Here is a 22262-nt window from a genome sequence, read left to right as displayed (position 1 = left end):
CGCGATTCTAACAGCTTGTTTCACGGTCCGTCAGACTCGCATCTTCCATGCATATAACAAATCGAGAGCTTGGCGCGGCGTCAGGTCGTCGGGGGTGACGCGCATCAGCTCGTCGACGACCGGATGCGGCAAGCTGGCGAACAGGTCGCTCTGCAGCGGCGCCGGGCTTTTCGAGTCGTTGGAGCGCGGGGCTTCGTGGGGCAGGCTGGTGGTTTCCAGGCGAGCCAGGTGCTCGCGGGCGCGCTGAATTACCGCACCCGGAACGCCGGCCAGTTGTGCCACTGCCAGGCCGTAACTCTGGCTGGCCGGTCCGGGCAGCACGTGGTGCAGGAAGACGATGCGCTCGTTGTGTTCGGTGGCGTTGAGGTGCACGTTGGCCACTGCCGGCTCACTTTCCGGCAGCACGGTCAGCTCGAAATAGTGGGTGGCGAACAAGGTGAAGGCGCGCAGCTTGGCCAGATGCTCGGCGGCGGACCAGGCCAGCGACAGGCCATCGAAGGTGCTGGTGCCGCGGCCCACTTCGTCCATCAGTACCAGGCTGCGGTCGCTGGCGTTGTGCAGGATGTTGGCGGTTTCGCTCATCTCCACCATGAAGGTGGAGCGACCGCCGGCCAGATCATCCGAGGAGCCGATACGGGTGAAGATACGGTCCACCAGCGACAATTCGCAGCGCGCCGCCGGGACGAAGCTGCCAATATGAGCGAGCAGCACGATCAGCGCCGTTTGCCGCATATAGGTAGACTTACCGCCCATGTTCGGACCAGTAATCACCAACATGCGGGTGTCCTGGTCGAGGTTCAGGTCGTTGGCTACGAACGGCGTATCCAGCACCTGCTCGACGACCGGGTGGCGGCCTTGTTCGATCAGGATGCCCGACTCTTCGACGAAGCGCGGGCGATTCAGATCGAGGTTCAGCGCACGTTCGGCGAGGTTCGACAGTACATCAAGCTCGGCCAGCGCGGCGGCGGTGTCCTGTAGCGGTGCCAGTTGGTCGATCAGCAGTTCCAGCAGCTCTTCATAGAGCTGTTTCTCGCGGGCGAGCGCTCGGCTCTGGGCGGACAGAGCCTTGTCTTCGAAGGCCTTTAGCTCCGGCGTAATGAAGCGCTCGGCGCCTTTCAGCGTCTGCCGGCGGATGTAGTCGGCGGGCGCCTGTTCGGCCTGCACGCGGGGCAGTTCGATGTAGTAGCCATGGATGCGGTTGTAGCCGACCTTCAGGTTCGGCAGGCCGGTGCGGGCCTTCTCCCGGGTTTCCAGGTCCATCAGGTACTGGCCGGCGTTCTCGCTGAGCATCTGCAGCTCGTCCAGCTCGGCGTCGTAGCCACGGGCGATCACGCCGCCATCGCGGATCACCGCAGGCGGATTCTCGATCACCGCGCGGGCGAGCAGGTCGGCCAGTTCCGGATAGGTGCGGATGCTACCAGCCAGTTCGCCGAGATGCGGTGCTTCCAGCTCGGTCATGCCGTTCTGCAGTTCCGGCAGGGCGGCCAGAGCGTCGCGCAGGCGAGCGAGGTCGCGCGGGCGGGCGTTGCGCAGACCGATTCGGGCGAGGATTCGTTCGACGTCGCCGATTTCCTTCAGTTGCGGCTGGAGGATTTCGAAGCGGTAGCGCTCCAGTAGGCAGGCAATGGACTCCTGGCGGGCTTCGAGCACGGCGCGGTCGCGTAGCGGGCGGTTCAGCCAGCGGGTCAGCAGGCGGCTGCCCATGGCGGTCTGGCAGCGGTCGACCACCGATTGCAGGGTGTTGTCGCGGCCACCGGCGAGGTTGGTATCCAGCTCCAGGTTGCGGCGGCTGGCGCCGTCGAGGATCACGGTGTCGTCGATGCGCTCATGGCGCAGGCTACGCAGGTGCGGCAGGGCGGTGCGTTGGGTTTCCTTGGCGTAGGCCAGCAGGCAGCCGGCGGCGCCGATGGCCAGGGTCAGTTCCTGGCAGCCAAAGCCCTTGAGGTCCTGCACGCCGAACTGCTGGCACAGGCTCTTTTTCGCCGAGTCGCGATCGAAATCCCAGGGCGCGCGGCGGTGCGCGCCACGGCGTTTCTCCGCCGGCAGGCCCTGGGGCCAGTCGTCGGGGATCAGCAGTTCGGCGGGGTTCATGCGTTCCAGTTCGGCCAGCAGGGTTTCCCAGCCTTTTATTTCCTGGACATTGAAACGGCCGCTGGTGATGTCCAGCACGGCCAGGCCGAACAGACGCTCGTCACCCAGCACGGCGGCGATCAGGTTGTCGCGGCGCTCGTCGAGCAGCGCTTCGTCACTGACGGTACCGGGGGTGAGGATGCGCACCACCTGGCGCTCCACCGGGCCCTTGCTGGTGGCCGGGTCGCCGATCTGCTCGCAGATCACCACCGATTCGCCGAGCTTCACCAGCTTGGCCAGGTAGCCCTCGGCGGAGTGGAAGGGGATGCCCGCCATGGGGATGGAGTTGCCAGCGGATTGGCCACGCGCGGTCAGGGTGATGTCGAGCAGCTTGGCGGCCTTCTTGGCGTCCTCGTAGAACAGCTCGTAGAAGTCGCCCATGCGATAGAACATCAGCTGATCCGGGTGCTGATTCTTCAGTCGCCAATATTGCTGCATCATCGGTGTGTGGGCGGAGAGGTCGCTTTGACTCATGGCTTCTGGCTGTCCGGCTTCAACATGCAAAAGCGCCTAGTGTACGGTATCCGCCTGGCCTTCTTTAACCCCGGAGCGCGCCGTGCCCGTCACCGATTCCACGATTACCGAACTCTCTGCCCGACTGGGGGCGCGACTCGCCGCCAACAGGCTGCGCGTCACCACCGCCGAATCCTGCACCGGCGGCGGGATCGCCGAGGCGATCACCCGTATTCCCGGCAGCTCGGCGTGGTTCGAGGCCGGCTACGTTACCTATTCCAATGCACAGAAGACCCGCCAGCTGGATGTGCCGGCCGAGTTGTTTCCCGAGGTTGGTGCGGTGAGCCGGGAGGTGGTCGAGGCGATGGTTGCCGGTGCGTTGCCGCGTAGCGGCGCGGATATCGCCGTCGCGGTCAGCGGCGTTGCTGGTCCGGATGGCGGTTCCGCCGAGAAGCCCGTAGGCACCGTCTGGCTGGCCTGGCGGAAAGGCGAACGGGTGTTCAGCGAACGCCGCCTATATGCCGGTGATCGGGAGGCTGTGCGCCGGCAGACCGTGGCGACCGCTCTGGCCGGGCTGTTGCGACTGGCGGACGGGGAAAATCCGCTCCAGGGGTAGGCGAGCGGCTTGCCCTGTGGAATAATACTGGCTACTTATACAGTTGTTCGTGGCCGTCCGGCCCCCTGACTTCGCGAGGACTTCAATGGACGAGAACAAGAAGCGCGCCCTGGCCGCGGCCCTGGGACAGATCGAACGCCAATTCGGCAAAGGCGCGGTCATGCGCATGGGCGACCATGAGCGTCAGGCCATTCCGGCCATCTCCACCGGCTCGCTGGGCCTGGACATCGCCTTGGGCATCGGCGGCCTGCCGAAGGGCCGTATCGTCGAAATCTACGGTCCGGAATCCTCGGGTAAGACCACCCTGACCCTGTCCGTCATCGCCCAGGCCCAGAAGGCCGGCGCCACCTGCGCCTTCGTCGACGCCGAACACGCGCTGGACCCGGACTACGCCGGCAAGCTGGGCGTCAATGTCGACGACCTGCTGGTTTCCCAGCCGGACACCGGCGAACAGGCCCTGGAAATCACCGACATGCTGGTGCGCTCCAACGCCGTTGACGTGATCATCGTCGACTCCGTGGCCGCGCTGGTACCCAAAGCCGAAATCGAAGGCGAGATGGGCGATCAGCACGTTGGCCTGCAGGCGCGCCTGATGTCCCAGGCCCTGCGCAAGATCACCGGCAACATCAAGAATGCCAACTGCCTGGTCATCTTCATCAACCAGATCCGTATGAAGATCGGCGTGATGTTCGGCAACCCGGAAACCACCACCGGTGGTAACGCGCTGAAGTTCTACTCCTCGGTCCGCCTGGATATCCGCCGTACCGGCGCGGTGAAGGAAGGCGACGAGGTGGTCGGCAGCGAAACCCGCGTCAAGGTCGTGAAGAACAAGGTTGCACCGCCCTTCCGTCAGGCTGAGTTCCAGATCATGTACGGCCGCGGCATCTACCGCACCGGCGAGATCATCGACCTGGGCGTGCAGCTGGGCCTGATCGAGAAGTCCGGCGCCTGGTACAGCTACCAGGGCAACAAGATCGGCCAGGGCAAGGCCAACGCCGCCAAGTTCCTGGAAGACAACACCGAGATCTGCAACACCCTCGACAAGGCCATCCGCGAGCAACTGCTGACCAACCAGCCGGCGCCGACCAAGGCCGAGCTCGCAGCGGCGGAAGCCGAAGCGGAAGCTGAAGCCGACTACTGATAGCCATGGCCGTCGAGCTCGATAACCCCGTCGCGGTGCGGCGGGTCGCCATGGACCTGCTGGCGCGACGCGAGCATGGCCGTGCTGAGCTCTCGCGCAAGCTGCGGCAACGTGGTGCTGTGCAGGAACTGATCGACCCCGCCCTCGACCGTCTGGCCGAGGAGGGGTTGCTCAACGAAAGCCGCTATCTGGAAAGCTACATCGCCAGTCGCGCGCGGGCCGGTTACGGTCCGGTGCGGATTCGCGAGGAGCTGTCGCAGCGTGGTTTGCCCCGTGGCGAAATCGATAGCGCCTTGAGCGAATCGGGTGTCGACTGGAGCGAAAACCTGCGTGAAGTCTGGCGCCGCAAGTTCGCCCGGCTGCCACAGGACGCACGCGAGCGAGCTCAGCAAGGGCGGTTCCTGAGCTATCGAGGCTATTCGATGGAGGCCATCAGTCGAGTGCTGAGCGGTCGACAGTCGGACGACTGAAACGAACAAGGCACCCGCAAGGGTGCCTTGTTCGTTTTGGGGCCATGAATCAGCGAGCCCAGTTTTCCGGCTGGTTGATGAAATTCAACAGCTCGCGCAGCCGCCCCTGGTCGCGACCATTGAAGGCGAAGGCCAGGCGGGTGAGTTGGGAGAACTCCGGTTCGTCCAGCTCCGACTCGCTGTAGGGCTGCTGGTGGAAGCCATCGGTCACGCAGAGGCTGCCGAATTCCTGCTCCAGCAATTCCAGTGCGCGGTTGCTCAACGGGTGGTTCAGGCGAATCACGAAGCGGTCCTTGAGCCAGCGGCTGGAGTGGAAGTTGCTGTAGAACTGGGCGATTTCCTCGACTGCTTCTTCCGCCGAGTGCACCAGCTTCATCAGGTTCATGTCGCTGGGCAGGATGTAGCCGTTGTCTTCGAGCTGTTCCTTGATGAACTCCAGGGCGTGATCCCAGAAGTGTCCGCCTGGCTGGTCGAGCAGAACCACGGGCACCAGCGGGCTCTTGCCAGTCTGGATCAGGGTCAGGACTTCCAGCGCTTCGTCGAGGGTGCCGAAGCCGCCGGGGCAGAGCACCAGAGCGTCCGCTTCCTTGACGAAGAACAGCTTGCGCAGGAAGAAGAAGTGGAACGACAGGAGGTTGCTGGTGCCGTCCACGGTGCGATTGGCATGCTGCTCGAAGGGCAGGGTGATGTTGAAGCCGAGGCTGTTTTCAAGGCCTGCGCCTTCGTGGGCGGCGGCCATGATGCCGCCACCGGCACCGGTGATGACCATCAGGTCATAGCGGGCGAGGGTTTCGCCCAGCTCGCGCGCCAGGGCGTAGACGGGGTGGTCGACCGGCGTGCGGGCCGAGCCGAATACCGTGACTTTGCGGCGACGCTTGAACTGCTCCAGGATACTGAAGGCGTGTTCCATCTCGCGCAGAGTCTGCAGCATGATCTTGGCGTCCCAGCGGTTGCGGTCCGCCTGGGCCATGCGGGCGACGGTGGTGAGCATCTCGCGGTACAGCGGCAGGTTCTGGCTGTCACCGGGGGCGGCCAGTTCGGCCAGTTCCTCGATCTTCTGCGTCAGGTCCGTGCCGCTGGTCTGGAAGTGTCTGGAGAGGTAGTCGTCGGGCTCATAGGGCATGTTGATACTCCTTGTTCATCAACCCCTGTTGGCCTGTCCATGCGCCGCAGCCGTTCACGCAAGGTGTCGCCATGGCGGGTATCGCGTGCGTCATGCACAGGTCTCATGCAGGAGGCCTGTGCAGTCTGACACGCAGGGTGTGACAGTCCGTGAGACCTCCACTTCAGATCGCTATCCGGTCCCCCGGTTCCGGAATGTTCGCGTTCCAGTTAAGGCGTTCGTGGAGCGCTTTCTGCAACGCATCCATCTTTTCTCGTTCGCCATGTATCAGGTATAGCTCGGGTTTGTGCTCGAAGTGGCCAACCCACTGAATTAATTGCGATTGTCCTGCGTGAGCGGAGAATCCGCCGAGGGTGTGGATCTGCGCTTTCACGCCGATGCGTTGGCGCAGGATGCGGACGCTCTCGGCACCGTCGACGATGGCGCGCCCCAGTGTGCCCTTGGCCTGGAAGCCAGGGAAGACGATATGGCACTCCTCGCGCCAGAGGTTGTGCTTGAGGTGGTGGACGATCCGTCCGCCGGTGCACATGCCGCTGCCGGCGATGATGATCGCGCCGCTCTGGATGCGATTGAGCGCCATGGACTCCTCGGCGCTCTGGGTGGTGCGCAGGATCGGCAGCCATTCCCCCTCTTTCGCCGTACCGGTGCCGCGCATGTACTCACGATCGACGTCGGCGATCTCGCCGATGTGCTGCAGGTAGATGCGGTTGGCCTGGGCGGCCATCGGGCTGTCGAGGTAGACCACCTGCTGCGGTAGCCGGCCTTCCTGGTAGAAGCGGCCGAGGTAGTAGATCAGGTCCTGGGTGCGGCCGACGGCGAAGGACGGTATCAGCACATTGCCGCCGTCACTCTGCGCCTGCGCGAGGATGCCGGCCAGTTCCAGCAGCGTCTCGTTGGCGTCGCGGTGGTCGCGGTCGCCGTAGGTGGACTCCAACAGCACCACGTCGGCGCGGGTCAGCGGCGTCGGCGTGCGCATCAGCGGCGAACAGGTGCTGCCCAGGTCGCCGGAGAACACCAGGCGGCGAGTCATGCCGAATTCGTGGATCTCGATCTCTACGATGGCCGAGCCAAGGATGTGGCCGGCGTTGTGGAAGGTGACGCGAATGCCCCGTGCTACATCGACCGTGCTGCCGTAACTGACGCGGCGGCGCTGGTTCAGTGCGCGGGAGGCGTCCTCCAGGGTGTAAAGCGGTTTCACCAGGGGACGGTTGAGGCGGGCTCGCCACTTGTTCTCCCACTCGGCGTCCTTTTCCTGGATGTGTGCCGAGTCCATCAGCATCAGTTCCAGCAGGTCACAGCAGGATTCGGTGGCGTAGATCGGTCCGGTGTAGCCTTCCTTCGCCAGTCGCGGCAGCAGGCCGCTGTGGTCGAGATGGGCGTGGGACAGTACCACCGCGTCGAGTTCCTTGGGGTCGAACGGGAAGGGTGTGCGGTTGCTCGCTTCGTTGTCGCGGGTGCCTTTGCTCGGGCTGCGTCCCTGGCGCATGCCGCATTCGAGCAGCACGCGCACGCCGTCGTGGGTTTCCAGCAGATAGCAGGAACCGGTGACTTCCTGGATCGCACCGATGAAGGTGAGTAGCGCCATGTCGCCTCCTTGTCGGAATTCTCTTTCAGCCTTGCCCGATTGCCTGGGCGGGGCGTTGATACATATCAGCGCCCCATCGGCCTGGCGACCTAGACTTCCTGTCATACCCGAGGAGAGTCGATATGTCCCAGATCCTGCCCAGTCCGGAAGAGCTTGCCGCCCATGCGGCAGCCAATCCGGAATATGCCCAGTGGCTGCATGGCCGAGGTCCGCTTCAGCATAGCGCGCAGACCCGGGCGGCGGTCTTTCGCATGGCTCATCAATTGGTCCAGTACCGGCTGCAGCCGGACCTGGCCAGTGTCTACCGGCTGTTCAGCGCACTGGACCAACTGACCTGCGCCGGCCTCTGGCTGGTCGCGCACATGACCTATGCCCAGCGCGTGCGCCTGGACGGCGCGCCGCTTGAGGTCGAAGACTTCAAGGCGCAACCCGAGGGGCACACGGGCGGCGCGCTGAACATGGTGCCGGCCTACGCGGGCTACCTGGCGCTCAATGCGCTGAGCGGCAAGACGCGGGGCTGGTTGATGGGGCAGGGGCACTGTGTGGCGGCCATCGACGCGCTGAACGTGCTGACCGGCAATCTGCATGCCGAGCAGGCCGCTGCCTACGGACAGGGTGATAACGGTCTGAATCGCCTGGTGCAGGACTTCTACAGCTATGTCCAGGCGGCGGACGGTAAGGTTGCCGCACCGCTGGGTAGCCACGTCAATCCGCACACCGCGGGGGGTATCGCCGAAGGCGGCTACCTCGGTTTCGCCGAGCTGATGTATGCGCACATGCCGTTGCCGGGGGAGACCCTAGTGGCCTTCCTTTCCGACGGTGCGGCCGAGGAGCAGCGCGGCAGCGACTGGATTCCCCGTTGGTGGCGCGCCGAGGATTGTGGCGCGGCGTTACCGGTGATGATCGCCAACGGCCGGCGCATCGAGCAGCGCACGGACCTGGGTACCCACGAAGGGCTGGAAGGCTTCAAGCAGCACCTGCGCCGCTGCGGTTTCGACCCGATCAGCTTCGACGGGCGCGACCCCGCCGCCTTCGTCTGCGCCCTGTGGGAAATGGAGCAGCGGCTGGAGCACCGAGTGGAGGAAATGGCCCGTGGCATCCTCCACTACCCATTACCGATCCCCTACGGCATCGCCGAAACGGTCAAGGGCTTTGGCTTCTATGGCGCGGGCAGCAATGCGGCGCATAACCTGCCGCTGCCGGGTAATCCGAGTGAAAATGCCGAAGCGCGCGAGCTGTTCAACCAGCACGTGGCGCCGCTCTGGGTCGAGCCGCAGGAGTTGGCCGATGCCTGTGCGCTGTTCAGCGCCTCCCGCGCCGGCCGGGGGCTGGAGCGAGACAACCCGCTGGCGGTGCGCCGTCCCATCGAGCCCTCGATTCCCGAACTGCATTACCGCAGCGATTTCTGTTCGCCAATGGCGGCGCTGGACCGCTTCTATGTGGAAATGTGCGCCGCGAACCCCGACCTGCGCGCTCGCGTCGGCAACCCGGATGAGCTGGCGAGCAATCGCCTGGGCGGCATCCTCAAGGCACTCAAGCACCGGGTATGTGAGCCGGAAAGCGAGCTGGAGGCCGTCGACGGGCGAGTGATCACTGCCCTCAACGAGGAGGCGGTGGTTTCCGCCTGCCTCGCCAACCAGGGCGGGCTCAATCTGGTGGCGAGCTATGAGGCCTTCTGTGTGAAGATGCTGGGAGCGGTGCGCCAGACGATCCTCTTCGCCCGCCAGCAGAAGGAAGTCGGCCGGCCCGCCGGCTGGCTCGGCTGGCCGCTGGTGGCGACCTCGCATACCTGGGAGAACGGCAAGAACCAGCAGTCACACCAGGACACCACGTTCTGCGAGGCGCTGCTCGGCGAGATGAGCGATATGGTGCGAGTGGTCTTCCCCGCCGACCACAACAGTGCATTGGCGCTGCTGCCGGAGATCTATCGCAGCCGTGGGCAACTGACCTGCATGGTGATTCCCAAGCGCGAACGACCTTCGGAGTTCAGCCGCGCCCAGGCCGAGCAGCTGGCGCGTGATGGCGCGCTGGTGCTGGAGGAGCATCCGGGCAGCAATCCGCTGCTGCTGATCGCCAACGGCAGCTATCAACTGGCGGAGATGCGCCGCGCAGCAATGCGCCTGGAGGAAGCCGGCTACCCGTATCGGTTGGTCTACCTGCAGGAACCCGGGCGATTCCGCGCCCCGCGCGACAACTGGGAGCTGCAGGCGGTCGCCGACGAGGCGCTGACTGCAAGGCTATTCCCGGATCATTGCGAGCGCCGGGTACTGCTGACGCACATGCGTCCGGAGGTGGCGCGTGGGCATCTCTGGCCGATCCTGCCCGATGCGCTGAAAACCTCGGTGCTGGGTTATCGCAACCAGGGTGGCACGCTCGATGAGGCCGGCATGCTGTTTGCCAACCGCGCCTGTTGGGCCAATGTGCTGGTTGCCTGTGCGCGTCTGATGGACGTTCCGCGCACCGCGCTGCTGACGCCCGAAGAGACGGCGGCGGTGGCGGGAAAGGGTGATCCGGCGTTGTTGCGTTGAAGGAATGGGTACGGCGCGCAATCGTCAGCGGACGATTGCGCGGTGCTCAGCGCTTCAGCGGTTTGATCAGGCCGTCGAGGCCATCGATCTTCAGCTCCAGGGTCAGCTGCATCAGCTGACCCAGCTCACCCTTGGGAAACTCGCCCTTGCGGTGGAACCACAGCAGGTACTCTTCGGGCAGGTCCACGAGCATGCGTCCCTGGTACTTGCCGAAGGGCATCGGCGTGCGCGCGATCTTCAGCAGCTGCAGTTTGTCGAGCATGGCGGGGCGAGGTTACTTCTGCAGCTTGATCTTGCAGCTGCCGGCGTCGAAGCGCTCGGTGGCGACCGGAACGTTGGTCTTGTACTCGGTGAAGCTGTAAGTGAGGATCGCGCCCTTGGCCAGCAACTGGCGATAGCCGGTGTTGCGGCAGACGCTGTCACCCAGCTGGCTGCGCACGCTGTCGGGGTTGGCGCGCATCCGTTCGGCGTGGCTGGCGCGTACGCTGAGGTGGTTGATCAGCTGATTACCCTCGACGGTGTAGCCCTGGTCGAGAATGTCCTCGTTGATCGCGCGCGGGGTGCCCTCGCTGCTTTCCTTGGCGACCTTGTCCAGCATCTTGGACAGTTCGTAGTCGTTCTTCGAGGCCGCGTGCGCAGCGGGAAGGACGAGACAGAGGGCGAGGGCGGTGAGGCGCAGCATGGGCATCTCCTGACAATGGTGCCAATTCGACCGTGCGGACCGATTTGGGTTCGCCGGTTATTTCAAGGCCGCCATTGTCCCTGAAAAGCGCGTCCGTGCCGAGAAACACTTGTCACACGGACGGCGAATGACCGCCGGCGAAGGATTCGCCGGTCATCCCGGAGCAGGGCGCGAGGGCGGCTCTGGTACAATCGGCGGTCTGCATTCATCGTTCTATCCGAGCCACCGATGTTCCGATCCCGTCTTTCCCCTCCGGTGGCGCAACCATGAGCCACGCCGTTGCCCGTCTTCGCGATGAACGCCTGGCCCGTTGCGTCAAGCCGTTCGTGGCCCGTGGTTCGCGCTCGCCGCGTTGCGCCGGTTGCCGCCTGCGGCCGAACTACTGCATGTGCGGCCTGCGTCCGCAGGTGGAGTCGAACTCGGCGATGTGCCTGGTGATGTTCGATACCGAACCGCTCAAGCCCAGCAACACCGGCTGGCTGATCGCCGAGACCGTGCCCGATACCTGGGCTTTCGGCTGGTCGCGCATCGAGGTCGATCCGGCCCTGGTGGCCTTGCTGGACGATCCTAAGTGGCAACCCTACGTGGTATTCCCCGGCGAGTTCGTCCAGCCCGAGCGCGTGGTGACCGAGGTGGTGCCGCAGGAAGGCAAGCGACCGCTGTTCATCCTGCTCGATGCGACCTGGAACGAGGCGCGCAAGATGTTCCGCAAGAGTCCGTACCTGGACCGTTTCCCGGTGCTGAGCATCACCCCCGATGCGTTGTCGCGCTACCGCCTGCGCCGCTCCAAGTTCGACGAGCACCTGTGCACCGCCGAAGTGGCCGCGCTGTGCCTGGGGCTGGCCGGCGACCGCCGCGCCGGGGATGCGCTGGATGCCTATCTGGATGTGTTCAGCGAGCGCTACCTGGGCTCCAAGCGCCAGCAGCCGCTGGACGAGCAGAGCCCGGCGCACCAGGCGCTGATGCCCTTTACCCAGCGTTAAGTCCCCTTGCCGGCGCTCCTACAGGATACCTCCGGGCTCGCCTGCAGGGCAGATATCGCTGCGCTCCACGCATTCTTGCGAAGGCGCTCCTGCAAGGGCACTCCGGCGCTGAGACGAGCGTAGGAGCGGACTCCGTCCGCGATGGGGGACTGGTGCCACCTGGTCGCTCGGAGTGAGGTTGAATCGATCGCGGACAGAGTCCGCTCCTACGACAGCCGGCACGCATGTGGCTCGTCTGTCGTAGCGGGCGAAGCGTCAAATGGCTATCAGGCGGCCCTTGCCTCGGCCTTCTTCGGCCACAGCTGTGCCACCAGCATGCCGGCGAGCATCAGCGCACAGCCGATGTAGCCGCGCATATGCAGGCTTTCGTCGAGGAACAGGGCCCCGGCGATAGCAGCGAATACCGCTTCCAGCGACAGGATGATTGCCGCGTGGGAGGCGATGGCGTGCTTCTGCGCCACGACCTGCAGGGTGAAGCCGGTGGCGACGCCGAACAGGCCGCCATAGAGCAGCGCGGGGCCGGCCTGGACGATGGCGGCCCAGTGGATCTCCTCGAAGATCATGGCCAGGATCAGGCTCACCACCGAGCAGGTGATGAACTGCAGGAAGGCCAGGCGGATCGGGTCGTAGCGGCTGGCGAACAGGCCTACCAGCAGCATGTGGCCGCCCCAGACGAAGGCGCCGGTCAGCTGCAGCCAGTCACCGGAGGCCACGTGGAAGTCCGGGCCGATGCTCAGCATGGCCATGCCGATCACCGCCAGCGCGGCGGCCAGCCAGGTGCCCACGCCGGCCCGATGGCCGAGCAGCAGCCCCAGCAGCGGCACGATGATCACGTACAGGCCGGTGATGAAGCCGGAGTTGGTGACGCTGGTGAACAGCAGGCCGACCTGCTGCAGGTTGATCCCCAGGGTCAGCGCAACGCCGATGGCCAGGCCCGCCAGCAGCAGGCCGCGGTTGAAGGGTTGGGCGCCACGCTTGCGCGACCAGGCCAGCAGCGGCAGCAGCGCCAGCGCGCCCAGCGCGAAGCGCAGGCCGGTGTAGAGGAACGGGCCGATGGCGTCCATCCCCAGGCGCTGCGCGACGAAGGAAACCCCCCAGATCATCGCGGTAAACAGCATCAGGATATCGGCGCGCAGCGCGTGGCTTTTCATCTTGTTGTTCTCGAACGGCAGGAAAAAAGCGGAACTCTGCCGCAAGCCCGGGCTGTTGGAAAGAGGCGCACCTTGCGCGCGGGCGCAATGACAGTGACTGGGCGGCGCATTCGCGCGGACACCGGGTGCTGTCTTTGCGTACAATGCAAGGGCAGTGCTCTATCCGGCTCCGACCTTTCCTGCGCAAGTCTGGCTGTTATCCACGGCATGACTTCGGCGCGGCCTTCAAGGAATTTCCATGGCTTCCTACGAGATCCTGATCGCTGACGATCACCCGCTGTTCCGCAGTGCTCTTCACCAGGCCCTGACCATCGGCCTGGGGCCCGAGGCGCGACTGTCGGAGGCGGCGAGTATCGCGGAGCTGGAGGCCAGGCTGAACGAAAAGGCGGACTGGGACCTGGTGCTGCTGGATCTGAACATGCCCGGCGCCTACGGCTTCTCCGGCCTGGTGCTGCTGCGCGGGCAGTACCCGCAGATTCCGGTGGTGATGGTCTCGGCCCAGGAAGACGCCGCCGTGGTGCAGCGTTCCCGTGAGTTCGGTGCCAGCGGGTTCATCCCCAAATCCAGTGAGCTGAGCGTCCTGCAGCAGGCGGTGCGCGCGGTGCTCGACGGCGACGTCTGGTGGCCGCCGCAGGTGGATGCGGTGACCGAGCTGAGCGAGGAGACCCGCGCGGCCAGCGCCGGCCTCGCCAGCCTCACGCCGCAGCAATTCCGTGTGCTGACCATGGTCTGCGAGGGCCTGCTGAACAAGCAGATCGCCTTCGAGCTGAACGTCTCCGAGGCCACGGTGAAGGCCCACGTCACCGCCATCTTCCGCAAGCTCAATGTGCGCACCCGCACCCAGGCGGCGCTGCTGTTGCAACAGATGGAGTCGGTCCCCGGGGCTTGACCTCGTCACATCCTGTCAAACCGTATGAATCCTTTTTGACGCGCACTGGTATAGAGTGCCGCGACTTTTACCTGTGAGAACCGCTGTGTCCGCTTCCCCCTTCAAAGGCCAGACCGGCCTGAAACGCATCCTCAACGCCGCCGGTTATTCCCTGGCCGGCTTCGTCGCCGCCTTCAAGGGTGAAGCGGCCTTCCGCCAGCTGGTGTTGATCAACGTCATCCTGATTCCGTTGTCGTTCTTCTGCGACGTCACCCGTGGTGAGCGCGCGCTGATGATCGCGGTGTGCCTGCTGGCGCTGATCGTCGAGCTGCTCAACTCCGCCATCGAGGCGGTGGTGGACCGCGTTTCCCTGGAGCGCCACCCGCTGTCGAAGAACGCCAAGGACATGGGCAGCGCGGCCCAGTTCGTGGCGCTGACCATCATCACCGTGACCTGGGCGGGAATCCTGCTGGGTTAAGTGCTGGTCATTCATTTGCAGGAGCGCCCCAAGGGCGCGATTCGCGGGCGTGGCCCGCTCCTACGAAAAGCGCATCCACACGGAATCATCGGCAGAGCGCAGGGCGTATAACGCTCCGCGTTATACCCCGGTTGGCCTTGGTTTCAGAGCCCACTGGATTCGACCCTGTCGCCCGCGCCGGGCGCGGTGTAGCGGCGTGCAACCGCGAGCGGTTGTATGGCCTACGGAATCATCGGCAGGACGATATCGTCGCTGCGCGTCACTCCGGCCGTTTCGCTGCGGCACAGCTCGAGAAACTCGCGCATGGTCGCGGTCTGGTACTTCTGCCGGTGCCAGATGAAATAGAACTGCCGACGCAGGTCCAGGTCCGGGGTTTCCACCGGTACCAGGCTGCCGCGACGGAAGGCATCGCGCAGGGCCAGGCGCGAGATGCAGCCGATCCCCAGGCCCGACTCCACCGCGCGCTTGATTGCCTCGGTGTGTTCCAGCTCCAGTCTCACGTTCAACGGCTCGACGTGGTGCCGCATGGCCTGGTCGAAGGTCAGGCGTGTGCCGGAACCTTGTTCGCGCAGAATCCAGGCTTCCTCGATCAACCGCGCCAGGTCGGCCCGGCCTTCGCGCGCCAGCGGGTGCTGCGGTGCGCAGAACACCACCAGTTCGTCCTCCATCCATGGCTGCACCTCGATGTCCGGGTGCTGGCAGTCGCCCTCGATCAATCCCAGGTCCAGCTCGTAGTGGGCAATGCGCTGTACCACGTGGGCGGTGTTGTGCACGTGCAGGCGCACCCGGCAGTCCGGCTGGCGTTGCATGAAGGTGCCGATCAGCAGAGTCGCGAGGTAGTTGCCGATGGTCAGCGTGGCGCCCAGGTCCAGCGAGCCGAAGGCGCTCTTGCCGTTGAGCATGTTCTCGATCTCGCTGCCCCGGTCTAGCAGGGCCACCGCCTGCGGCAGCAATTGGCGGCCGAGGGCGTTGAGGGTCAGGCGCTTGCCGGAACGGTCGAACAGCTTACAGTCGAACTGTCGCTCCAACTCGCCCAGGGCGGTGCTGGTGGCCGACTGCGACATCGACAGCGCCTCGGCGGCGCGGGAGACGCTTTCCTGCTGGGCGACAGCGACGAAGACCTCCAGCTGGCGCAGGGTGAATTTCATTGGATGGACTCCGGAAGGGCAGCGCGACATTCGGTCGCCCCGCTCTAGGAAAGGTCTGACAGTATCCTTGCGCGTCGACATGACGCGGCCTTATCTGCGTTTTGGATTAGCAATATCCAGATAATTTATTTTGCGGATATTGTCGCCGCCTATAAAATGTCGCGCAATTGCGCTACGTCCGGGATTTGCTGGGGTGCGCCACGATTTTCCTAGGAGTCCTTGATGAGCAACCTGTACACCGAACGCGTTCTCAGCGTGCACCACTGGAACGACACCCTCTTCAGCTTCAAGACCACCCGTAACCCGGGCCTGCGCTTCAAGACCGGTCAGTTCGTGATGATCGGCCTGGAAGTCAACGGTCGTCCGCTGATGCGCGCGTACAGCATTGCCAGCCCGAACTACGAAGAGCACCTGGAGTTCTTCAGCATCAAGGTCCCGGACGGTCCGCTGACCTCGCGTCTGCAGCACCTGAAGGAAGGCGACGAGCTGATGGTCAGCCGCAAGCCCACCGGCACCCTGGTGCTGGACGACCTCAAGCCCGGCAGGCACCTGTACCTGCTGAGCACCGGCACCGGCATGGCGCCGTTCCTGTCGGTCATCCAGGACCCGGAAGTCTATGAGCGCTTCGAGAAGGTCATCCTGGTTCACGGCGTGCGTTGGGTCAGCGAGTTGGCCTACGCGGACTTCATCACCAAGGTCCTGCCAGAGCACGAGTACTTCGGCGACATGGTGAAAGAGAAACTGATCTATTGCCCGCTTGTCACCCGCGAAGAGTTCCACAGCATGGGCCGCCAGACCGACCTGATGCGCAGCGGCAAGCTGTTCGCCGACATCGGCCTGCCGCCGATGAACCCGCAGGATGACCGCGCCATGATCTGCGGCAGCCCGAGCATGCTCGACGAGACCAGCGAAGTGCTGAACAGCTTCGGCCTGCAGATCTCCCCGCGCATGGGCGAGCCGGGTGACTACCTGATCGAGCGCGCCTTCGTCGAGAAGTAAGCAGCGCCCGACGATTCAGTCGAAAGAACGCCGCGATTCCTCTGGGGATCGCGGCGTTTTTTATGGGCCGTATTTTCGCCTGGAGCTTGGTTTTTCGTAGGAGCGGACTCCGTCCACGATCAGGTTCCGCTCGGGGCTTATCGCGGACGGAGTCCGCTCCTACGGGAAAGCCGCACGCACGAATAACCCGCCAATCAGAGTAGGGCGAGGCACGGTGCGCCACCGTTCGCGAGCAAGCTCGCTCCTACAAATGCTTCAAGCCAGGCGCTGCCCGGACACCGCCGGGTGATACAGCGGCTGCACCTTGTTCCCGGCCGGGTCGAGCAGGTGGAAACTGCGCGCGCCGTCGCCATGGTCGAAGGGGCGGTCCAGCAGGGTCACGCCGCGGGCCTTGAAGTACTGGTACCAGGCTTCCAGCTCTTCCACGCTGTCGACGATGAAACCGTAATGGTCCATGGTCTGCAGGCCGTTGGCCGCGCCTATCCCGCGCCCGAGGGAGAGGTTGTCGTTGCCGCAGGTGAGGTAGACCAGGTCTTCGTTGGCGCGATTGAGCACCTGCATGCCGAGCACGTCGACATAGAAGCGCTCGCACTCTTCCAGGTTCGGCACCAGCAGGGCGAGGTGGCGCAGGCCATTGAGGCGGCCGGGGCGGGCGGGGAGATCGGACATGAACGGGATTCCTTTTTTGTATACAATTTGTTTTCAAATTTAAAACAAAAGGATCGCCCTGTGTACAGTCTCTTTATCAAGACCCGTGTAAAGCCCGGAACCGCCGACGACTTCCTCGCCGCCATCAAGGTCAATGCCGCCGCGTCGGTTGCCAGCGAGCCGGGCTGCCTGGTGTTCGATGTGTCCCAGGACCGCCTCGATCCGGACGTGATCTACCTCTACGAGATCTATCGCGACGATGCGGCGTACGACGCGCATACCCAGACCGCGCACTTCCGCGACAGCCGTCCGCTGGTGGAGCCGCTGATTCTTGAGCAGGATTGCTTCGAGAGCGACGTGATCGCCCTCAACCCGGTGAGCTGATCCGGTTCAGTCGGCGCTGCGCGTCAGGTCGAGTACGCGGATTTCGCCGTCGGCGGGGTAGTGCCAGTGCACGTCCAGGTCCCACAAGCGCACGCCATAACGGCGCTCGGGCGGAGGCTTCTGGTAGGCCGGGCGCGGGTCCTGGGCGAGGCACTGCTCGACCAGTTCATGCACCGGCTGGCCGAGGCGCAGGCCGTGCTCATGGGCCTGGCGCAGGGCTTCGTCGCTCCAGTGCACGGCGATGGGCGCAGGCGGAGCATCGGCGATGGCATTGCGCGCATCGTCGACGATGTCGGCGTAGGGCACATAGGGTTTGATGTCGATCACCGGCGTGCCGTCCAGCAGGTCGATGCCGGACAGCCAGAGACGGCCGGGCTCGACCTTATCCAACTTCACCACCGACTGGCCGATGCCGTTGGGGCGGTGGGTGGCGCGGGTGGCGAATACGCCGAGGGAGCGGTTGCCGCCCAGGCGCGGAGGACGCACCTTCAGTCGCGGCTTGTCTTCCAGCGCCTGGTGGAAGAGGAACAGCAGCCAGACATGGCTGACCTGCTCCAGGCCTTCCACCGCGTCGCCGGTGTCGAACGGCGGCAGCAACTCCAGCACGCCGGTCGCGGCTGGGGCCAGTTGCGGCTGGCGCGGAATGGCGAACTTCTCCTTGAAACAGGAGCGGACGTGGCCGATGGGGGTGATGGCGTGGGGCATGGCGGCGGAAGCGGGTGCAGGGGGCGCCATGGTACCTGATCTGAGGCCGCCGTGCCCCGGACGGGCCGCTGGCGCTGAGGGCGTCGAACTGAGCGCAAATGGCGGCATATCACAGGATTCCAGCAAAACTTTAACGACGGCATAACCTTTTCCGGACTAGTGTCTGCTGGCGCAAATTGGGCGCGGTGCCTCTGAGGGGATGGTGATGCGGGAGTGGACGAGGGAGCGGAAAGCGCTGGCGATACTGCTGGGCGCCACGTTCTTGTTGCTGGTGTTCGGCCTGGGAGGCCGCGAACTCTGGGGACCGGAAATACGCTGGGCGGATATCGCGCTGCAGATGCTGCAGTCGAAGGACTACTTTGACCCCTACCTGAACGGACGGCCCTACTACGACAAGCCGCTGTTGTCCTACTGGCTGATCACCGCCCCCGCCAGCCTGTTCGGCCTCAATCACTGGACGCTGCGTGCGAGCAGCGTGCTCGCAGGGTTGGGCAGCGTCTGGCTGGTCTGGTGGCTGGGCGAGCACCTGTTGCGCAAGGGCACCGGCCTGCTGGCCGGCTGGCTGATGGCGACCACCTTCTACTTCCTGTTCTGGGCGCGGGTGGCGACGGCGGACATGCTGACGGTGTTCGGCGTGCTGGCGGCGTTGGCGTGGTACTGGCGCGGGCCGGAGGATACGCGTTTCTCGCGCTACCTGGGGTTCTGCCTGCTCCTGACGCTGACCTCGTTGTGCAAGGGGCTGATCGGCTTCATCCTGCCCGTGCTGGCGCTGGTGCCGCACCTGTTCAGCGAGGGGCGCTGGCGCCGGCATCTGAACCTGCGGCTGGTGGCGGCCGTGGTGGTGGCTGGCGGGGTGTACGCGATTCCCTTCGTGCTGTCGCACTTCTATGGCCAACCCACCTATGGCGAGAGCGGCCTGGCCCTGGTGTTCCGCGAGAACGTGGTGCGCTTCTTCCAGCCCTTCGACCACGTGGGGCCGATCTATACCTATCTCCTTTATCTGCCGGCCTACACCTTGCCCTGGGCGCCGCTATGGATTCTCGGGCTGTGGTTCGCCGCGCGCCGCTGGAAGCAGCTGGAACCCAATGCGCGCTGGCTGATCTGGGCGCTGATCCTGCTGTTCGCGTTCTTTACCGCCAGTGGCAGCCGCCGCAGCTATTACGTGCTGCCCCTGGTGCCGTTCGCCCAGTTGATCGCGGCCTGGTGGGTCGTCGAATCCCGCCACGAGCGTGGCCTGGCAGGCCTCGGGCGTGCGTGGCCACGCGGAGTGGCGGCAGCGGCCGTGCTGATGCTGCTGGTGCTGGGTGTGGTCTATCCGTGGAGCAATGGCAATGGCGGCGCACCGACCTTCGCCAGCGACGTGCGTAGCCAGGCTGAGCGCACGGCGCCGTGGTCGCAGTGGCGAGTGGTGATGCTGGGCGATCTCGATGCGCGGGTGCCGATGTACCTGGAGAAGTTCGGCTCTCCCCAGGCACATCCGTTCCTCTACGTACGTTCCGGATATCCCGAGACAGACAGCGCCGCTCTGTTCGCCTGGTTGCGCCAGCGTACCGGTGATGACTGGAACCCGCAGCGGACCCTGATCATCACTCTGGCATCGCATCGCGGCGCGCGCCCGCTGACGTGGCTGGAGAAGGATCACAGTGTCGTCGAGTCCGGGCCGAACAACGGCCAGCGGCTGGGACACAAGACCACGGACACCAGCCTGGCCTATTTGCCGGCGCCTGCTAGCGGGAGCGCAGTCGCCGCCGAGCCAGCAGCAGGTAAGGCGGCAGATTGATCGCCAGCACCGCCAGGCCGAGGACGATCTGAATCGCCTCGGTCAGGCCGGCGGGGTAGATCAGCGGGATCAGGTAGTGCTCGATGAAGCCGCCGTTGTAGCCCAGCCCGCCGGCGGACTGGCGGAAGTGATTCTCCAGCGGCGTGAGCGGGCAATATAGGTGGAGGAATTCCACCGCCATGCCCCAGCCTGCCGCTGGCAGGTGCAGCCAGGCCAGGCGTGGCCATCGCAGCACCAGCAGCCCGCCGAGCACGACGAAGAGGATGAAGCCCAGGTGCAGCAACACCACGGCATCGGCGGCGAGGCGCTGGAGCACGGCCGCCTCAGCGCTGCTGGCGCAGGGTCAGGCCCTTGAGGAAATTGCGCAGCAACTGGTCGCCGCAAGGGCGGTAGTTGCTGTGGCCGGGCTTGCGGAACAGCGCGCCCAGTTCGCCTTTGGTCACGATGAAGCCCACGCTGTCGAGGATCGCGAGGATGTCGTCGTCGCGCAGCTCGAAGGCGACACGTAGCTTCTTCAGGGTGATGTTGTTGGTCAGCGGCAGTTCCACCGGCGGCAGCGGGCGGGATTCGTCGCGGCCACGGCGATGCACGATCAGGCCGTCGAGGAAGTGCGCCAGCACGCGGTCGCTGCAGGGCTTGAAGTCCGGCTCGTCGTCGCGGGCGAGGAAGGCGCCGACGTCCTCGGCGCTGAGGTTGAAGCCGGCCAGCGCGGTGATCTCGGCGACCTGGGCATCGCGGATATCCAGCAGGTAGCGCAGGCTGCGCAGTACGTCGTTGTTGGTCATGTTCTTACCATTGAAATGAAAAGCCCCGCTTCAGCGGGGCTTTTGCGGATCAGACCAGTTCGGCCCAGAGGTCGTACTCGTCGGCGTCGGTGATGCGTACGCGCACCTTGTCGCCCGGCTTCACGTCGAAGCTGTCGATGTAGACGGCGCCGTCGATTTCCGGGGCGTCGGCGTAGGAACGGCCGACCGCGCCTTCATCGTCCACTTCGTCGATCAGCACGTCGATTTCCTTGCCGACCTTCAGTTGCAGGCGGGCGGCGGAGATCGCCTGCTGGTGCGCCATGAAGCGCTCCCAACGGTCCTGCTTGACGTCGTCCGGAACGATATCCAGGCCCAGGTCGTTGGCCGGGGCGCCTTCCACCGGGGAGTACTGGAAGCAGCCTACGCGGTCGAGCTGGGCTTCGGTCAGCCAGTCCAGCAGGTACTGGAAATCTTCCTCGGTCTCGCCGGGGAAGCCGACGATGAAGGTGGAGCGGATGGTCAGCTCGGGGCAGATCTCGCGCCACTTCTTGATGCGCGCCAGGGTCTTGTCCTCGAAGGCGGGGCGCTTCATGGACTTGAGCACTTTCGGGCTGGCGTGCTGGAAGGGGATGTCCAGGTAGGGCAGCAGCTTGCCCTCGGCCATCAGCGGGATCACGTCGTCGACGTTGGGGTACGGGTAGACGTAGTGCAGGCGCACCCATACGCCCATGGAGGAGAGCGCCTGGCACAGCTCCAGCATGCGGGTCTTCACCGGCTGGCCGTCCCAGAAGTCCATCTTGTACTTCAGGTCCACCCCATAGGCGCTGGTGTCTTGGGAGATGACCAGCAGCTCTTTCACGCCGGCCTTGACCAGGCGCTGGGCTTCGCTGAGCACGTCGCCCACCGGGCGGCTGACCAGCTTGCCGCGCATGGACGGGATGATGCAGAAGCTGCAGCTGTGGTTGCAGCCTTCGGAAATCTTCAGGTAGGCGTAGTGGCGCGGGGTCAGCTTGATGCCCTGCGGCGGCACCAGGTCGATCAGCGGGTTGTGCTCGGCCTTGGGCGGGATCACCTCGTGGACGGCGCTGACCACCTGCTCGTACTGCTGCGGGCCGGTCACGGCCAGCACGCTGGGGTGTACGTCGCGGATGCTGTCTTCGGATACGCCCATGCAGCCGGTGACGATGACCTTGCCGTTCTCGGCAATGGCCTCGCCGATGGCGTCGAGGGATTCGGCCTTGGCGCTATCGATGAAGCCGCAGGTGTTCACCACCACCACGTCTGCGTCCTGATAGGTGGGGACGATTTCGTACCCTTCCATGCGCAGTTGGGTGAGGATGCGTTCGGAATCGACGGTCGCCTTGGGGCATCCGAGCGAGACGAATCCGACTTTTGGGGTGGCGGTGGACATGTGCGGCTAACCTCGAAGGGCGCGCTGGTGGCGCCTCTGATCAAAAAGTGCGCAATTCTAGCGGCAGGCCGCGCGCTTGACCAGTCTCCCTGGGACAAGCTGTCGCAGGCTCTCGATAACGCCGGCCAGCCGGTAATTGTGGGCAACAGGCTCTATAGTCTTTCAAATCGAATGCTACCGGCTCTTGCATCGCCGAAAGGGTCGGAGCAGGATGCGCCGAATTTTTCGAGGAA

General features: G+C 64.8%; 22 protein-coding genes. 10 read left to right on the top strand and 12 right to left on the bottom strand.

The genetic code is table 11. From position 1 onward, the window contains the following. Window positions 1-30: 30 nt before the first annotated feature. A complete protein-coding gene (gene mutS / locus GA645_RS20825; protein ID WP_178119585.1) occupies window positions 31-2604 on the bottom strand; it encodes a DNA mismatch repair protein MutS in 2574 nt (857 codons plus the stop codon). An 82-nt stretch (window positions 2605-2686) separates the two neighbouring features. Here mutS and GA645_RS20820 point away from each other — a divergent pair, with 82 nt between their 5' ends. The 3 genes from GA645_RS20820 to recX all read left to right on the top strand — a co-directional run bounded on the left by GA645_RS20820 (window position 2687) and on the right by recX (window position 4810). Continuing rightward, window positions 2687-3199: a CinA family protein gene (locus GA645_RS20820; protein ID WP_152224974.1), complete on the top strand. Its 513-nt coding sequence runs from the start codon at window positions 2687-2689 to the stop codon at window positions 3197-3199. Window positions 3200-3284: 85 nt separating this feature from the next. After that, window positions 3285-4340 carry a recombinase RecA gene (recA, locus tag GA645_RS20815; RefSeq protein WP_152224972.1) on the top strand — a complete coding sequence of 352 codons (1056 nt, stop codon included), beginning with the start codon at window positions 3285-3287 and terminating at the stop codon, window positions 4338-4340. Window positions 4341-4345: 5 nt separating this feature from the next. Then, entirely contained in the window at window positions 4346-4810 is a 465-nt protein-coding gene (gene recX, locus GA645_RS20810) for a recombination regulator RecX (protein ID WP_152224970.1), read from the top strand. 49 nt (window positions 4811-4859) lie between these two features. On the opposite strand, the gene GA645_RS20805 is transcribed toward recX, so the two are convergent. Together GA645_RS20805 and GA645_RS20800 are read right to left on the bottom strand one after the other, a co-directional pair. Continuing rightward, window positions 4860-5933 (bottom strand): LOG family protein, encoded by a 1074-nt coding sequence (locus GA645_RS20805; RefSeq protein ID WP_152224968.1) that lies wholly within the window; start codon window positions 5931-5933, stop codon window positions 4860-4862. 163 nt (window positions 5934-6096) lie between these two features. Next, window positions 6097-7518, bottom strand: coding sequence for an MBL fold metallo-hydrolase RNA specificity domain-containing protein (locus GA645_RS20800; RefSeq protein ID WP_152224965.1), 1422 nt, complete (start codon window positions 7516-7518; stop codon window positions 6097-6099). 122 nt (window positions 7519-7640) lie between these two features. On the opposite strand from GA645_RS20800, the gene GA645_RS20795 reads away from it, so the two are divergent. Continuing rightward, on the top strand, window positions 7641-10046 hold the full coding sequence (locus tag GA645_RS20795; protein WP_152224963.1) for a xylulose 5-phosphate 3-epimerase: 2406 nt from the start codon (window positions 7641-7643) through the stop codon (window positions 10044-10046). Between the two features lie 46 nt (window positions 10047-10092). On the opposite strand, the gene GA645_RS20790 is transcribed toward GA645_RS20795, so the two are convergent. Then, entirely contained in the window at window positions 10093-10308 is a 216-nt protein-coding gene (locus GA645_RS20790) for a DUF3820 family protein (RefSeq protein ID WP_152224960.1), read from the bottom strand. Window positions 10309-10320: 12 nt separating this feature from the next. After that, on the bottom strand, window positions 10321-10728 hold the full coding sequence (locus GA645_RS20785) for a quorum-sensing-regulated virulence factor family protein (RefSeq protein WP_152224958.1): 408 nt from the start codon (window positions 10726-10728) through the stop codon (window positions 10321-10323). A 266-nt stretch (window positions 10729-10994) separates the two neighbouring features. Between GA645_RS20785 and GA645_RS20780 the strand changes: the two genes are divergently transcribed. Next, complete coding sequence (locus GA645_RS20780) at window positions 10995-11711, top strand: tRNA-uridine aminocarboxypropyltransferase (RefSeq protein ID WP_152224956.1); 717 nt, start codon at window positions 10995-10997, stop codon at window positions 11709-11711. 266 nt (window positions 11712-11977) lie between these two features. Here GA645_RS20780 and GA645_RS20775 read toward each other — a convergent pair whose 3' ends face one another. Then, window positions 11978-12862: a DMT family transporter gene (locus GA645_RS20775; RefSeq protein ID WP_152224954.1), complete on the bottom strand. Its 885-nt coding sequence runs from the start codon at window positions 12860-12862 to the stop codon at window positions 11978-11980. Between the two features lie 238 nt (window positions 12863-13100). Here GA645_RS20775 and erdR point away from each other — a divergent pair, with 238 nt between their 5' ends. Then, window positions 13101-13751 carry a response regulator transcription factor ErdR gene (gene erdR, locus GA645_RS20770; RefSeq protein WP_152224952.1) on the top strand — a complete coding sequence of 217 codons (651 nt, stop codon included), beginning with the start codon at window positions 13101-13103 and terminating at the stop codon, window positions 13749-13751. Window positions 13752-13836: 85 nt separating this feature from the next. Then, on the top strand, window positions 13837-14208 hold the full coding sequence (locus GA645_RS20765) for a diacylglycerol kinase (RefSeq protein ID WP_152224950.1): 372 nt from the start codon (window positions 13837-13839) through the stop codon (window positions 14206-14208). A gap of 221 nt (window positions 14209-14429) precedes the next feature. Here GA645_RS20765 and GA645_RS20760 read toward each other — a convergent pair whose 3' ends face one another. Beyond that, window positions 14430-15356 carry a LysR family transcriptional regulator gene (locus tag GA645_RS20760; RefSeq protein ID WP_152224948.1) on the bottom strand — a complete coding sequence of 309 codons (927 nt, stop codon included), beginning with the start codon at window positions 15354-15356 and terminating at the stop codon, window positions 14430-14432. Between the two features lie 222 nt (window positions 15357-15578). On the opposite strand from GA645_RS20760, the gene fpr reads away from it, so the two are divergent. Then, complete coding sequence (gene fpr, locus GA645_RS20755; protein WP_152224946.1) at window positions 15579-16355, top strand: ferredoxin-NADP reductase; 777 nt, start codon at window positions 15579-15581, stop codon at window positions 16353-16355. Between the two features lie 255 nt (window positions 16356-16610). Here fpr and GA645_RS20750 read toward each other — a convergent pair whose 3' ends face one another. Continuing rightward, the gene (locus GA645_RS20750) at window positions 16611-17024 is read right to left on the bottom strand and encodes a VOC family protein (protein WP_152224944.1); all 414 of its coding nucleotides are present in this window, start codon (window positions 17022-17024) and stop codon (window positions 16611-16613) included. A 60-nt stretch (window positions 17025-17084) separates the two neighbouring features. On the opposite strand from GA645_RS20750, the gene GA645_RS20745 reads away from it, so the two are divergent. After that, a complete protein-coding gene (locus GA645_RS20745; RefSeq protein ID WP_152224942.1) occupies window positions 17085-17387 on the top strand; it encodes a putative quinol monooxygenase in 303 nt (100 codons plus the stop codon). 6 nt (window positions 17388-17393) lie between these two features. Here the strand turns inward: GA645_RS20745 and tsaA are convergent, their stop codons facing one another. Next, the gene (tsaA, locus tag GA645_RS20740) at window positions 17394-18092 is read right to left on the bottom strand and encodes a tRNA (N6-threonylcarbamoyladenosine(37)-N6)-methyltransferase TrmO (protein WP_152228223.1); all 699 of its coding nucleotides are present in this window, start codon (window positions 18090-18092) and stop codon (window positions 17394-17396) included. A gap of 205 nt (window positions 18093-18297) precedes the next feature. Here tsaA and GA645_RS20735 point away from each other — a divergent pair, with 205 nt between their 5' ends. Then, the gene (locus GA645_RS20735) at window positions 18298-19872 is read left to right on the top strand and encodes a glycosyltransferase family 39 protein (protein WP_152224940.1); all 1575 of its coding nucleotides are present in this window, start codon (window positions 18298-18300) and stop codon (window positions 19870-19872) included. Here the strand turns inward: GA645_RS20735 and GA645_RS20730 are convergent. Genes GA645_RS20730 through rimO form a run of 3 tightly spaced genes read right to left on the bottom strand, consistent with a single transcriptional unit; the run spans window position 19820 to window position 22029 of the window. Further along, a complete protein-coding gene (locus tag GA645_RS20730) occupies window positions 19820-20188 on the bottom strand; it encodes a DUF2784 domain-containing protein (RefSeq protein WP_152224939.1) in 369 nt (122 codons plus the stop codon). The two genes, GA645_RS20735 and GA645_RS20730, sit on opposite strands and share 53 nt — an antisense overlap. Window positions 20189-20195: 7 nt before the next feature. Further along, the gene (locus GA645_RS20725; protein ID WP_152224937.1) at window positions 20196-20657 is read right to left on the bottom strand and encodes a DUF1456 family protein; all 462 of its coding nucleotides are present in this window, start codon (window positions 20655-20657) and stop codon (window positions 20196-20198) included. 49 nt (window positions 20658-20706) lie between these two features. Beyond that, window positions 20707-22029 carry a 30S ribosomal protein S12 methylthiotransferase RimO gene (gene rimO, locus GA645_RS20720; protein WP_152224935.1) on the bottom strand — a complete coding sequence of 441 codons (1323 nt, stop codon included), beginning with the start codon at window positions 22027-22029 and terminating at the stop codon, window positions 20707-20709. Between the last annotated feature and the right edge of the window lie 233 nt (window positions 22030-22262).

This window comes from Pseudomonas sp. SCB32, assembly GCF_009189165.1.
Lineage (GTDB): Bacteria > Pseudomonadota > Gammaproteobacteria > Pseudomonadales > Pseudomonadaceae > Pseudomonas.
The sequence above is the reverse complement of the archived record's forward strand: the minus strand, read 5'-3'. Positions and strand labels throughout refer to the sequence as shown.